The organism is Acinetobacter sp. PC34 (assembly GCF_051789135.1).
In the GTDB taxonomy this organism is placed as follows: Bacteria; Pseudomonadota; Gammaproteobacteria; order Pseudomonadales; family Moraxellaceae; genus Acinetobacter; species Acinetobacter johnsonii.
Genome location: NZ_CP196664.1, coordinates 2,200,167 through 2,214,505, shown reverse-complemented (window position 1 = coordinate 2,214,505; position 14,339 = coordinate 2,200,167). Strand labels below are relative to the sequence as shown.

Sequence of the window (14,339 nt, the reverse complement as noted above, 5' to 3'; positions counted from 1 at the left end):
CTTTATGAAATAATATTCTGTTTTTCTAAAATTATGATATAACAGATAGTGATCGAAATGCTATATTTTTCCAGGATAGAATGATGACAATAAAAAATCTCGTCACAGATGCTGAATGGCAGGCACGCTGTGAGCTCGCAGCGCTTTATCGCATTATTGCGCATTATCGGATGACGGATCTGATTGATACGCATATCAGTTTAAGGATTCCTGATCAGCCAGACTGCTTTCTGATTAATCAATATGGTGTCGCTTTCGAAAAAATGCGCGCCTCAACGCTAGTCAAGATTAATCATGAAGGGCAAGTGGTAGAAAGCTATGAGCAGCACAAACCGGTGAATATGGCGGGTTTCGTAATTCACTCTGCAATTCATGAAGCCCATCCTCATCTGAACTGTGTCATTCATACGCATACCGCAGATGGGATTGCAGTATCTGCACAGAAACACGGACTTCTCCCAATCTCCCAGCATGCCATGAAATTTTATCAGCATGTGGCTTATCACGAATATGAAGGCGTTGCGCTCTCAACAGATGAACAGGAGCGTCTGATTCAGGACTTAGGCGGCCATCGTGCCATGATTTTACGTAATCATGGGCTATTAACGGCTGGGGAAACGATTGCACGAGCCTTTCATGAAATCTATTTCCTGGAACGCGCCTGTCAGGCACAGGTCAAGGCCTTAAGTGGCGGTGCAGAATTGCATTATCCAAATGAAGGAGTACGAATTAAAACAGCCAAGCAGTTCGCAAGTCCTTTAATTGAACCGATTTTACAGCGTGCCTGGCAGGCCGCTTTATCCCTGATTGAGCATCAATATACGGAGTATGCATCATGATTGTAATTTCTAGTACTATTCCTAATATTGAAGCAATTCTGGTGAAGGCTTTTCAAAAATATGCACCTGCAGGCAGTTTCTGTACGCTAGACAGCCCAGAAGTAGAGCAGGCAACCACAGTTGCTGCCTGGTTTCCAGATATGGAAAAATTACAACAGCTCCCGAAACTCGGTCTGATTCACTCGATTGCTGCAGGGGTCGAACATTTAAACTTAAATGCTATACGCCCAGATCAATCAGTTTGCCGGGTACTCGATCCACACCATCAAAAGGGCATGTTTGATTATCTGCTTTGGGGTGTACTGTATTTTCAGCGTTATTTTGACAGCATGATCCAGCAACAAAAGCAGCAGCTGTGGAAGCAGTATCGCCAAAGTTATAGCCATCATATCCAGATCGGGATTATGGGACTGGGGCATATGGGCGGATACGTAGCAGAACGTTTCGCAGAAATGGGCTATCAAGTGTCAGGCTGGTCGAATTCCCCAAAAGATATTGATCAGGTCAAAAGTTATGTAGGTACAGAACAACTTTCTGAGTTCCTTGCCCAAAGCCAGATTCTGATTAATCTGCTGCCACTCACTGAAGATAATACTGGCATTCTTTCTGCTGAATTATTTCAGCAACTGCCTGAACAGGCGGCTTTAATTCATGTCGGGCGAGGCCAGCACTTAATCGAACAGGATTTATTGAATGCGCTGGATTCAGGTCATCTACGTGGTGCAATTGTCGATGTGTTTGAGCAAGAACCATTACCTGCTGAACATCCATTCTGGCAGCACGAAAAAATTGTGGTGACACCACATGTGGCCTCACATGCACCAATGTCTGTGGTAGTTGAACAAATTTTGGAAAATGATCTTCGTTTAAACCAAGGCTTGGATTTGTGTCATCAGGTGGATGTCAATAAAGGCTATTAATTGTAGGGATACAGGAAAAAATAAGGAAATTGATGATGTGGGATATGATTCAAACCCAAGTCCAGCAAGGCGTTGCGACTTTAAGCTTTAACCGGCCAGATTCACTCAACAGTTTTAACCGGCAAATGCATGAGGAAGTACAGCAGGCACTTAAAAGCTGGAATACAGATCCGGATATTCGGGTGATTGTCATTCGCGGCAATGGCCGGGCGTTTTCAGCCGGGCAGGATTTAAAAGAACGTGCCGGACAGCTGGGTAATGTGCCTTTACCTCCCGAAGGCTCGCTGGCCAAATATTATAATCCGTTGATTAATCTTATCCGCCAAAGTCCCAAGCCTGTGATTGCTGCAGTAAATGGTGTGGCTGCGGGTGCTGGTGCCAATATCGCATTAGCCTGTGATCTGGTTATTGCCAAGGAAAGTGCCAAATTTATTCAAGCCTTTTCTAAAATTGGATTGATTCCTGATGCTGGTGGTACCTGGATGTTACCGCGTTTAATCGGCTATGCACGCGCCATGGCACTGACTTTTCTGGGTGAGCCTGTAAATGCCAAAGAAGCAGCTGAAATGGGTATGATCTGGAAAATGGTTCTGGATTCAGAATTTGAAGCTTATATCGATGACATTGCACAGCGACTGGCACTACAGCCGACCTATGCACTGGCTTTAACCAAACAGGCGCTGCAACGTAGCGCTGAAAATAGCATGAATCAACAATTAGAGCTGGAACAAAATCTGCAATACCTGGCCCTGAGTAGCCAAGACTATAAAGAAGGTGTACAGGCTTTTGTCGAAAAACGCCCTGCACAATTTACCGGACGCTAAGGAGAGCTTTCATGAAAATTCAAACTCGTATTACCGAGCTTTTAGGGGTTCGCTATCCGATTATTCAAGGTGGCATGATGTGGGTGGGCACTGCGGAAATGGTCAGTGCAGTCTCAAATGCAGGTGGTTTGGGAACATTGACTGCACTGACTCAACCAACCCCAGAAGCACTAGTCAAAGAAATTGCACGTTGTCGTGAAATGACCGATCAGCCTTTTGCGGTCAATTTGACTTTACTGCCCGCTGTAAATCCACCACCGTATGCAGAATATCGACAGGCCATTATTGAAAGTGGCATCAAGATCGTAGAAACGGCAGGGAATAAGCCGCATGAACATATTGAAGCTTTTAAACAGCATGACATCATTGTCATTCATAAGTGTACCTCGGTCCGTCATGCGCTTTCAGCACAAAGAATCGGTGCAGATGTCATCTCGATTGATGGGTTTGAATGTGCGGGCCATCCAGGGGAAGATGATATTCCTGGTCTGATCCTGATTCCTGCAGCAGCAGATCAACTCACTGTACCGATTGTGGCTAGTGGTGGTTTTGCTGATGGCCGTGGATTGGTCGCAGCTTTAGCTTTAGGTGCAGATGGCATCAATATGGGCACACGCTTTTGTGCCACTCAAGAAGCGCCGATCCACCTGAATATCAAGCAGTTTTATGTCGACAATGATGAAAGAGCCACACATCTGCTTTACCGACAGTTCAGAAATACGGCCCGTGTTGCCAAGAATGCAGTGTCTGATCTAGTCGTTAAAATGAGTGAAGATCCAAATCTGGAATTTGAACAGATTCGACCTTATGTCAGTGGTCTAAAAGGCAAACTGGCTTTAGAAAATGGCGATGTAGATGCTGGCGTACTCACGGCAGGCCAAGTCATGGGGCTAATTCATGACATTCCAACCTGTCAGGAGCTGATTGAAAATATCATGCAAGATGCAGAGCAGATTGTTCATCAACGTTTGGCTCAATTTTTCCCAAGTTAATTAGCTTTAATTTAGTCGCTAGGTAAAAATGCCGTTCATAACTGGATGGCATTTTTTATACCAAAGATTTTAATTTTTAAATGTGATTTTTTATGTAATGACTAGATTTTATCCGTAGACTTATATTATATTCAATTTAAAACATAATTTCGTATTATGAAATTAATTGTCATAAATACATGAATTAGAACTCATACAAGGGAATTACAATGAGAAACTATATTGCGCCATTAAAAGACATGAAATTTGTGCTAAAAGATCTGCTCAATGTTGAACAGAAATACGAAGGCTATGCAAAGTTCGCAGACAAAGTTTCTATGGATATTATGGAACAATATCTGGAAGTCGCTGCGGACTTTTGTCAAAACGAACTTCTACCGATTAATGCGACAGGCGACCAGCAGGGCTGCCGTTTGCAAGATGGCGTCGTAACGACACCGGATGGTTTTAAAGCTGCTTATGACAAATATGTAGAACTTGGCTTTACCTCACTAACTGGCGATGAAAAATATGGCGGTCAAGGCTTCCCAACCTTATACCGTATTGCTATTTCTGAAATTATTACGGCTACGAACTGGTCTTGGGGCATGTATCCAGGCCTGTCACATGGTGCGATGCGTACTTTGGAACATCACGGTAGCGATGAACAAAAACAGAAGTTCCTGGTACCTTTAATTGCGGGTCGCTGGACTGGAACCATGTGTTTAACTGAATCACATGCCGGTTCTGATCTGGGTCTGATCCGTACCAAAGCGGTGCCAAATGAAGATGGCAGCTATAGCATCAGCGGTGAGAAAATCTTTATTTCTGCAGGTGAGCATGATCTGTCTGAAAATATCGTGCATATCGTATTAGCACGTTTACCGGATGCACCAGCAGGTACTAAAGGCATTTCATTATTTATTGTTCCTAAATTTAACCTGGATGAAGCTGGAAATGTGGCTTCGCGTAATGGCGTGGTGTGTAGCGCAATTGAACACAAGATGGGTATTCACGGGAATGCGACCTGTGTACTGAATTTTGACAATGCTAAAGGCTTCCTGATTGGGCCTGAAAACCGTGGCTTGAACTGCATGTTTACCTTTATGAACTCTGCGCGTATCGGCACAGCCATTCAGGGTCTGGCAGCAGCAGAATCTTCTTATCAAGGCGCGTTGGCTTATGCCAAAGACCGTTTGGCAATGCGTTCACTTGAAGGTGCAAAAGCGCCAAACTTGCCTGCGGATCCAATTATCGTGCATCCAGCTGTGCGTAATATGTTGCTGACTCAGAAGGTATTTGCAGAAGGTTCACGTGCGCTTGCATATTATTTGGCGACCTATGCAGATATCGCTGAAGCGACAGACAATCCAGAAGAGAAGAAAGCAGCAGAAGATCGTCTGGCATTATTAACGCCAATTGCCAAAGCGTTAATGACCGAAACAGGCGTAGAAGCAGCTAAACATGGTATGCAGGTCTTCGGTGGTCACGGTTATATTGCTGAACATGGCATGGAACAGATTGCCCGTGATGCACGTATTGCCAGCCTATATGAAGGAACTACTGAAATTCAGTCCATCGATTTGCTAGCACGTAAAGTTTTGGGTTCAAAACTTGGTTTGCTTACAGCATTAACAGATGAGATTCAGGGCTATGTGAAAGAGCACCAACAACATGCTCAGTTTAGCCAGCAAATTGCACAAGTCAGTCAGTTGACTGAGCAATGGTTGGAATTAACCAAAACGATTCAGGCTCAGGCACAAAACTCTGCTAATGAAATTGGTGCGGCATCAGTCGACTACTTATATTTCTCTGGTTATGTGGTTTCTGCTTATCTATGGCTGAAAATGGCAATTACCGCGCAACTGAAAATTGAAGAGGGCAATACTGATCCATTCTATACGGCTAAGATTAAGACTGCACAATTCTTCTTTGCACGTATTTTGCCAAGAACTTCAACCCACATTGCCAATATTCAGGCCGGTGGCGAGAGCCTGTTCTTGCTTGAACCAGAAGAGTTCAAATTCGATTAAACCTATTGACCCACGATTATCTAATCGTGGGTTTTTTTCGAAAATTACTATTTTTTTAATCCCGTACAGTAGTCAATATTGAGGTGTATTTTCGGTATTGAATTAACTATAAAACAATAAAATCAGGAGTCTATATGGATTTAGACACAATTACTCGACAGTGTCCTTATGGTGATATGCAACTCACTTATTATGAAGTCGGACAGCGCTCCACATTTCCCACCATTATTCTGATTCATGGTACTGGTGGAAATACCGATAAACATTTCAGCTATATTTTTCCCATGCTGGGCATTCATCAGCGGGTTTTATCAATTGATTTAAATACCCCAGATAAAGCCGATCTGGCGGTGACCGATTTTAGCCAACAAGTCGAAGCATTGATTCAGCATGCAGTTGCAGCAGATGAAGCTATTACAGTTGTTGGTTATTCATTAGGTGCTGTCATTGCTGCACAAGTGGCAGCCAGTTTAAAACAGCGCGTAGCACGTTTGGTCCTGTTAGCAGGTTGGGCAAAGACCAGCTCGGTACAACAGCTGCGTACCACCATCTGGCAACAGTTATTTAATGATCAATCTGCCGCCTTGCCGCATTTTGTTAATTATTGCTTGTATAGCGATGATTACCTGTCTGCACGTACCGAACAACAGGTGCTCGATCTGGCACGCTTTGTAAAGCCTTCCCCAGATGCAGCTAAACAGCGTGAACTGAATTATCGCGTTGATATTACTGCCATCTTGTCGGACATCTCTGCTGAGACCTTGATCGTGGCTTGCCGTGAAGACCGGATGGTGCCATTAGCACAAGCCAAATTACTGTTTGCTTCGATTCAGAATAGCCGCTATATCGAAATTTCTTCAGGACATGCAATCCATATTGAAGCGCCTGCAGAAGTCGTGCAACTGATTAATCAGTTTAGCCAGCACCCAGAACAGTATCCAGCGAATCAAAAAATCCAGCCTTCTATGCCTTAAAAGGGAGAAAAATAATGCAAGCTCAAACACAGCGTAGCAAGATTTTAATTGTGGGCAGCGGTTTTGGTGGATTAGGAATGGCGATCCGACTTAAACAGCAGGACATTCACGATTTTAAAATCATTGAACGTGCAGCAGAAGTGGGCGGAACATGGCGTGATAATACCTATCCCGGTGTCGCCTGCGATGTACCATCTCATTTATATTCTTTTTCTTTTATCAAAAATCCCAACTGGTCACGTGTCTTTCCACAAGGGGCAGAAATTCAGCGTTATTTAATTCAATGTTGCGATCGAGAAGATATCCGGCCACATATTGATTTTCATACCCAACTGGAAAAAGCCCGTTGGAATGCCGAAGAACGTATTTGGGAAATTCAGACCTCTAAAGGTCTTTATGAAGCGGAATTTCTAATTACAGCAACCGGGCATCTGGCAGATGAACATCTACCACAAATTCCGGGTCTGGAAGAATTCCAAGGTCAGGTGATGCATTCTGCACGTTGGAACCACGAAGTAAATCTGGAAAATCAGCGTGTCGTTGTAGTCGGTTCAGGCGCTTCCGCCATCCAGCTTGTGCCTGAAATTGCTAAAACAGCCAAAAGCCTGACCGTATTGCAACGCAGTGCACCTTATATTTTGCCGCGACCAGATCGACCTTATTCTGATTCAGAAAAGCAGCTCTTCCGAAAAGATCCGGACAGTATGTCGGACTTAAGGCATACCTTGTTCTGGGGCAATGAATATAATTTTGCTCAGCGCCGCAATATGAAAAGTCAGATTGAGCGGGTCAAGAAAAACTGCCTGCAATTCTTAAAACACCAGATTTCAGATCCTGAATTACAGCGTAAATTGACGCCGAATTATGAGCCGGGCTGTAAGCGTTTATTGCTGTCCAACGATTATTATCCGACTTTTTTAAAACCGAATGTCATGCTTGAAGACTCAGCATTAGCACAAGTAACCAAAGATGGCGTGATGAGTCAGGCAGGACATCAATTTTCAGCAGATATCATCGTATTTGCCACCGGATTTGAAGCGGCACGTCCACCTTATGCTGCAAAGGTCGTTGGTAAACATGGTTTAAGCCTAGAACAGCAATGGTCCAGCGGTATGCAGGGTTATCAGTCTACAACTGTGCATAATTTTCCAAATCTATTTATTCTGAATGGGCCAAATACAGGAAGTGGGCATAATTCAGCACTTTATTTCCTAGAAACCCAATTTGATCTGATCTTAGATGCCTTACAGTTTTTTAGACAGGAAAAAATTCAGATTTTCGAAGCAGATCAGGAAGCAGAAAATAGCTATATGCAGGAGCTACAGCAACTGTCTCAAGGCAGCGTCTGGTTGTCAGAAAGCTGTAAAAGCTGGTACCTGGACCCGGTAAGTCGCAAATTGACTTTGGTCTGGCCGGATTATGCACACTCATTTAGAGATAAAAACCAGCATTTTATTCGTAGTGGTTACCATTATGAATACATCGCAAACGCTCAAAGAAAAGTAATCTGATTTGTAAATCTTCTACAATAAAAAACCAGTCTATATGACTGGTTTTTTATAAAATAATTTTAACGATTAATCTGCTTTTTGCGGATCATATAAACGGTCACGGATGAATAGTGCAGGAATTAGACCACAAATAAAATAGGCACCTGCCATCACCAGTAGCCCTGTTCCAATTGATCCCCCATGGGCGAAATAACCAATGGTGAGTGGCGCAAATACAGCCCCGATACGTCCTATATTGAATGCACCGCCTACTGCCGTACCACGGATCGAAGTCGGGAAGCTTTCAGTCATATAAGTTGCGTTAATGGCAAAAGGCATACCATACAGAAAACCAAACATTAACATCAGGTACAAGATATTGGTCGGCGTATTAAAATAAATCACGATCGGGAGAAACAGCGCAGTTCCCATGGTTCCAAAAGCAAATAAGGCACGGCGTCCGAACCGATCTGCCAGAATACCTGCAACCACCTTGGCAAAAATCATAATCATAAAGGTGCCGACCATATAACCCGTCATGGCCTTAAAGCTGATTCCCAGATCTGATTCCAGATAGGCAGGTAACCAGTTACTTAAACCGGCATAGCCAAATTGCAGGGCACCTGCGCTTAAAATCCAGAGTAAAAACATCCAGCGGTGATTTTTATCTTTAAGAATGACTGTATAGGGGTTCTGTTTTTTACTTTGATCTTACTGTTTGCTTGCTGACGTTTTAATTCACGTGTACGTAACCAAGAATCCGGCTCCGGAACAAGAAAATAAAGCAGGAAAGCGAGAACGATCGGGAAAATGGTAATCCAGTACAGCATACGCCAGCCATGCTCAGGAATAATCCAGCCAGCGAGCAATGTTGCGCATAATGATCCCAGAGTAAAACCAGTCATAAGAGCCGCAAGAACGGTAGTCCGATATTTTGTTGGAACATATTCTGACATTAAGGTATTACAGGCAATATATAAGGAACCCAGTCCTATTGCAGCAATACTACGGATAATTAAAAACTGATGATAAGATTCTACAAAGCCTAAAGTACAGGACAAGCTAGAGGCTAGAATCATATAAAATACAATGACTTTCACCCGACCAAAACGGTCACAAGCCCATCCGCCAATTAAGCCACCTATCACCCCGCCGACTAAACTCCAACTGCCTAGAGCACCTGCCTGAACGGTGGTTAAATTAAATTCAGCTTTGATACTGGTAAGGCTATAGGCCAAAAAAGCCAGATCCACACCGTCTGCGAGTAAGATAAGAAAACATAGAATAAACGCAGTAATCCATATTTTTTTAGGCTGAACTTTGATTCGTTCAGCTTCTATCACCGAAGTTTCGTACGTCATCATAGACATCCTTTTCTTGTTACATTGTTGTTTTATAAGAATGAATTCTCATTCTTTTATTGCTTATACTGATTTATAGTTTTGCTATATGAAAATTTTTATTATTAATTGATAAAATATCTTCAAATAATTAGCTATTCATTAAATGATATAATTTGTAAAAAATTGAAATTAGTTAAATATTACATTGATTTGAGGTGAAGTATAACGTTATTATTTTTTATTAAAATAAAGTTTCACTATACAAAATAACTTTTATAAGCAGGGATAGGAGAGCTGTAATGACAAGTCAGCCATGGATGGAAGAATATAAAAAGTGGAATGTAAATCCGGAATTTAATCGGCCTGATCCTGAGAAAACTTTGAGCACGACGATTACTGAGAATTTAGTTAAGTTTCAGGATAAGACTGCATTTTTTTATCTAGATCAGAAGTTTAGCTATCAAGATGTTGATGTTTATAGCCAGAAACTAGCGACCTATCTGCAGAATTTAGGCTTAGCCGCGGGCAGTCGTATCGCCGTAATGTTGCCCAATATTATTCAATATCCGATTGCGACTTTTGCGATTATTCGTGCTGGTTATGTTCTGGTCAATGTTAATCCAATGTACACCCAGCGTGAGCTGTATCATCAGGTACAAGATTCAGGGGCAGAAGCCTTGATTGTCATGGGACAAACTCTGGAGCAACTGAATCATCTGAATGAGTGTCCTGCGCTTAAATATGTGATTGCCACTCAACCGCTCGATTTTATTCAGGATCAGCCTGAGACTATTTATAGTCAGTCCGCACAATATCCAGATAAACAGTTTTCTGACTTTAAACAGGCAATTGATCAGGTACAGGTGATTGATTTTAAAACACCGCTACAGCATCAGGACGATACCGTAATTCTGCAATATACCGGTGGAACAACGGGTGTATCCAAGGGCGCTGAACTCAGTCATCGTAATATTCTATTTAATATTGCTCAAAACAGTACAGTCTTTATCAGCCATTTTGGTGATCGCTATGCCACTGAAGATGAATATGTTTTCTGTGCCTTGCCGCTGTATCACATTTATGGCTTTACCATCTGCCTGTTCAGTTATGGTCTGAGCCGAGGTTTCGCTAATGTCCTGATTCCGAACCCAAGAGATTTGGATGCTTTGGTGGATCAATATCATAAACATCCACCGACCGTTTTCCCGGGCGTGAATACCATGTTTAACGCCTTGGCACATCATCCACGTTTCCGTGAGCTTGATCATTCTCGTCTGAAAACGACCACAGGTGGCGGTGCTTCTATCCTGAAGAGTACAGAAGCATTATGGTATGAGGTAACTAGCTGTCATATTTATGAAGGTTATGGGCTTTCTGAAACTTCGCCAACTGCAACCTTTAATCCGCCTTTAAGCCGTCGTTTTAGTGGTACCGTTGGCTTACCACTAGCAGGAACCGAAATTCTGATTCTGGATGATGAAGGAAAACCTGTAGAGCTGAATCAGCCTGGAGAAATCGCTATTCGTGGCCCTCAGGTGATGAAAGGCTATTGGCAACAACCGGAAGCGACAGCACAGGTATTTACCAAAGATGGTTTCTTCCTGTCAGGTGATATCGGTTGTATGGATGAACAGGGTTATATCACCATTTTGGACCGTAAAAAGGACATGATTCTAGTATCGGGTTTTAATGTTTATCCTAATGAGCTGGAAGGTGTTTTATCCAAACATCCGAAAATACTGGAATGTGCTGTCATTGGGATTGATGATGAAAAATCTGGACAGCTACCGAAGGCATTCATTGTGAAACAGGATGACAGCCTGACCCAAGATGAAATCTTGACTTATCTGAAGCAACAACTGACCAGTTATAAATTGCCGAAATATATTGAGTTCGTGCCTGGATTACCAAAGTCTGCGGTAGGTAAAATTCTACGCCGTGAGTTGCCCCGAACCGTTCAGTTCAATGCTAAAGCCTGCTAAACAAAGATTTAGTCGATTATGCTTAAAATGAAAAAAGGAATCGAAAGATTCCTTTTTTTATTGCATATAGGCCTATCGCTGCTGGATGACTTTTTTACTTTTCAGTTCTTCTATTTCAGCAGGACTCAAATATTGACTCAAAATTGTGTCTGTATCTTCACCCAGACATGGCGGAGCCTTTTTATATTCTACCGGTGTTTTGGAAAGTTTAATCGGCGAACCAATCGAGGTGTAATCTTCACGTAAGGTATGCGGCATTTGAATCACCATCTCACGTGCCAATACCTGTTCTTCTTCCAACGTTTGTTTCAAGTTATTGATCATGCCCACGGGCACTTTAACCGCGTGAATCAAATCCACCCAGGTTTTTGCCGGCTGATTATAGAAATGAGCTTGTAGAATCGTGGTCAGTTCTTCACGATGTGTAACTCGGCCTGAATTTTTAAAGAAGCGCGGATCTTCTGCAACCTTAGCCAAACCAATGGCCTGGCATAAGGCTTTAAACTGCAGGTCATTACCACAGGCAATAATAAATTCACCTTCCTGTGCTTTAAATACCTGATAAGGCACAATATTGGCATGGGCATTACCGAAACGGCCAGGTACTTTGCCTGAGGTAAGATAATTCATCGCCAGAACAGAGAGTGAGGCGACTTGAGTATCTAGAAGCGCCATATCAATATGCTGGCCTTCACCGGTTTTTTCTCGTGACAATAAAGCGGCTTGAATCGCAATCGCGGCATACAAACCGGTAGTCAGATCAGCAAAGGCCAGACCCGCTTTTTGCGGCCCGCCACCTGGCAGATCATCACGCTCGCCAGTGACACTCATCATGCCACCCATACCCTGAACAATAAAATCATAACCGGGCTCTTGAGCACGAGGACCATTCTGACCAAAACCGGTAATTGAACAGTAAACCAGACGTGAGTTTAACTGACTCAGACTTTCATAATCCAGACCATATCTTTTTAAAGAACCGGCTTTGTAGTTTTCAATGACGACATCACTCTGTTCAGCAAGTTTCTTGATAATGCTTTGGCCTTCAGGCGTAGATAAATCCACAGCAACCGAATGCTTTCCGCGATTGGCTGAAAGATAGTAGGCCGATTCATGGGTATCTTCCTGCTGATTATTTTTAAGCCATGGTGGTCCCCAGATTCGTGTGTCATCTCCATGGTCAGGTTTTTCAATTTTAATAACTTCTGCACCTAGGTCAGCCAGAATCTGGCTACACCAAGGACCAGCCAAAATCCGGCTTAAATCCAGTACACGAAAGCCTGTTAAAGCACCCATCGTTACGCTCCCTGTTCGATGTTATTCATATTACATGTCATTCTAATAATTACGTTAAAGCTATATTAAAATGAACAAACAATCAACTTTATGATTCTTAGTTTCGTATAACAAAATAAAACATCTAAAATGATTGAAAAATCATCTTAACTTCTTTAGCCTGATGGAGAGAAAACCATGATTCAAAATAAGAGAAAATTAAAAAGATCTCAGGATTGAGACTGTAAAAAACAGGAGTAAGTGTAATGGTTTGATAACTGATGAGCGGTGAAGCGCATTCATCTAGATGAGCTTATATACAAGATGAAAATGAAAAATAAATCTAAGGATAGTAATAATAGGGAAATTTATAGATGACAGAAGTACTAAGAAAAATAGATTTAGAAAGAGAACTAAAAAAGATTAAACCTACCACAAAACGGACCCAGCAGATCGCCTTTGTCTTTGCCTTTCTGGCACTATTGGTCGATGGTGCGGACATGTTATTGCTATCATTTAGTTTAAACAGTCTAAAAGCAGAGTTTGGTTTAAGTAATTTACAGGCCGGTGCGCTGGGCAGTTTTACCTTGGCAGGTATGGCGGTTGGCGGTTTTATGGGTGGCTGGGCCTGTGACCGCTTAGGTCGGGTACGTACCGTAGTCATTTCGATTCTAGTATTTTCTATATTGACTGCAGCCTTAGGCTTTGCACAAAACTTTGAACAGTTCGCTATTTTGCGCTTCCTTTCTGCCTTTGGCATTGGTTCTTTATATATTGCAGCCAATACGCTTATGGCCGAATATGTACCAACCGAATATCGCACCACAGTTTTAGGTACGTTACAGGCAGGATGGACTGTCGGTTATATCGTAGCCACTGTACTGGCTGGCTGGATTATTCCAGAATATGGCTGGCGTACCCTATTCTTTATCGCCATTATTCCTTCAGTCATGGCTATTTTTATTCAAAAACTAGTTCCTGAGCCAGAATCTTGGCAGCGTGCAAGGTTACAGCGTTTATATGCGCCAGTTGAGGTGACGACGAAACAGCCTGTTAGCAGAAGTACTGTTAAGGAAATCTTTTCGGATCCTGCGAATCGTAAAATGTTTATTTTGTGGATTTTCACTGCCGGTTTTTTACAGTTTGGTTATTACGGAGTCAATAACTGGATGCCGGCTTATCTCGAATCTGAATTACATATGAACTTTAAATCAATGGCGGGCTACATGATCGGAACCTATGTCGCCATGATTTTTGGTAAAGTTTTGGCCGGTTTTGCTGCAGACCGTTTAGGCAGACGTGCTGTTTTCTCTTTTGGTGCGATTGGTACCGCGATTTTCCTGCCAGTGATTGTGCTGTTCAACACTCCAGATAATATTGCGTATCTGCTGATTTTCTTCGGTTTCCTTTATGGTATTCCGTATGCCATTAATGCAACTTACATGACTGAAAGCTTTGCGACTTCGATCCGCGGTACCGCAGTAGGCGGTGCTTATAATGCAGGTCGTATTGGTGCCATGTTTGCGCCTGCGATTATTGGTGCAGCAGCAAGCGGAGGTTCAATTGGTTTAGGCTTCTTAATTATGGGAGGTGCATACTTGTTGTGTGGTGCAGTGTCTGGAATCTTTATTAAGGACAAACAGTATGATCCTCAGAAAGCAGAATAAATAATGATTAAACCTAAATCT

General features: G+C 42.6%; 10 protein-coding genes and 1 pseudogene. 9 read left to right on the top strand and 2 right to left on the bottom strand.

All coding sequences use genetic code 11. From position 1 onward, the window contains the following. The first annotated feature begins 83 nt into the window (after positions 1 to 83). The 7 genes from ACSC9N_RS10765 (at position 84) to ACSC9N_RS10735 (ending at position 8,072) form a co-directional block, all read left to right on the top strand. Positions 84 to 839 carry a class II aldolase/adducin family protein gene (locus ACSC9N_RS10765; RefSeq protein WP_094148806.1) on the top strand — a complete coding sequence of 252 codons (756 nt, stop codon included), beginning with the start codon at positions 84 to 86 and terminating at the stop codon, positions 837 to 839. After that, complete coding sequence (locus tag ACSC9N_RS10760) at positions 836 to 1,759, top strand: 2-hydroxyacid dehydrogenase (RefSeq protein ID WP_094148805.1); 924 nt, start codon at positions 836 to 838, stop codon at positions 1,757 to 1,759. Before ACSC9N_RS10765 ends, ACSC9N_RS10760 begins: the two co-directional genes overlap by 4 nt. Before the next feature lie 35 nt (positions 1,760 to 1,794). Further along, complete coding sequence (locus tag ACSC9N_RS10755; RefSeq protein WP_094148804.1) at positions 1,795 to 2,583, top strand: enoyl-CoA hydratase-related protein; 789 nt, start codon at positions 1,795 to 1,797, stop codon at positions 2,581 to 2,583. Positions 2,584 to 2,594: 11 nt separating this feature from the next. Then, a complete protein-coding gene (locus ACSC9N_RS10750) occupies positions 2,595 to 3,575 on the top strand; it encodes an NAD(P)H-dependent flavin oxidoreductase (RefSeq protein WP_094148803.1) in 981 nt (326 codons plus the stop codon). Between the two features lie 209 nt (positions 3,576 to 3,784). Then, entirely contained in the window at positions 3,785 to 5,587 is a 1,803-nt protein-coding gene (locus ACSC9N_RS10745) for an acyl-CoA dehydrogenase C-terminal domain-containing protein (protein WP_131230091.1), read from the top strand. Positions 5,588 to 5,721: 134 nt separating this feature from the next. Beyond that, complete coding sequence (locus ACSC9N_RS10740; protein ID WP_094148801.1) at positions 5,722 to 6,561, top strand: alpha/beta fold hydrolase; 840 nt, start codon at positions 5,722 to 5,724, stop codon at positions 6,559 to 6,561. Positions 6,562 to 6,575: 14 nt separating this feature from the next. Continuing rightward, positions 6,576 to 8,072: a flavin-containing monooxygenase gene (locus ACSC9N_RS10735; protein WP_094148800.1), complete on the top strand. Its 1,497-nt coding sequence runs from the start codon at positions 6,576 to 6,578 to the stop codon at positions 8,070 to 8,072. Positions 8,073 to 8,138: 66 nt separating this feature from the next. On the opposite strand, the pseudogene ACSC9N_RS10730 reads toward ACSC9N_RS10735, so the two are convergent. Continuing rightward, a pseudogene (locus ACSC9N_RS10730) lies at positions 8,139 to 9,412 on the bottom strand (MFS transporter). 281 nt (positions 9,413 to 9,693) lie between these two features. Between ACSC9N_RS10730 and ACSC9N_RS10725 the strand changes: the two are divergent. After that, positions 9,694 to 11,376, top strand: a complete 1,683-nt coding sequence (locus tag ACSC9N_RS10725; protein ID WP_094148799.1) for an AMP-binding protein — start codon at positions 9,694 to 9,696, stop codon at positions 11,374 to 11,376. Positions 11,377 to 11,448: 72 nt separating this feature from the next. Here the strand turns inward: ACSC9N_RS10725 and ACSC9N_RS10720 are convergent, their stop codons facing one another. Further along, on the bottom strand, positions 11,449 to 12,672 hold the full coding sequence (locus tag ACSC9N_RS10720; protein ID WP_094148798.1) for a CaiB/BaiF CoA transferase family protein: 1,224 nt from the start codon (positions 12,670 to 12,672) through the stop codon (positions 11,449 to 11,451). A gap of 353 nt (positions 12,673 to 13,025) precedes the next feature. Between ACSC9N_RS10720 and ACSC9N_RS10715 the strand changes: the two genes are divergently transcribed. Next, positions 13,026 to 14,318: an MFS transporter gene (locus tag ACSC9N_RS10715; RefSeq protein ID WP_094148797.1), complete on the top strand. Its 1,293-nt coding sequence runs from the start codon at positions 13,026 to 13,028 to the stop codon at positions 14,316 to 14,318. Positions 14,319 to 14,339: the final 21 nt, after the last annotated feature.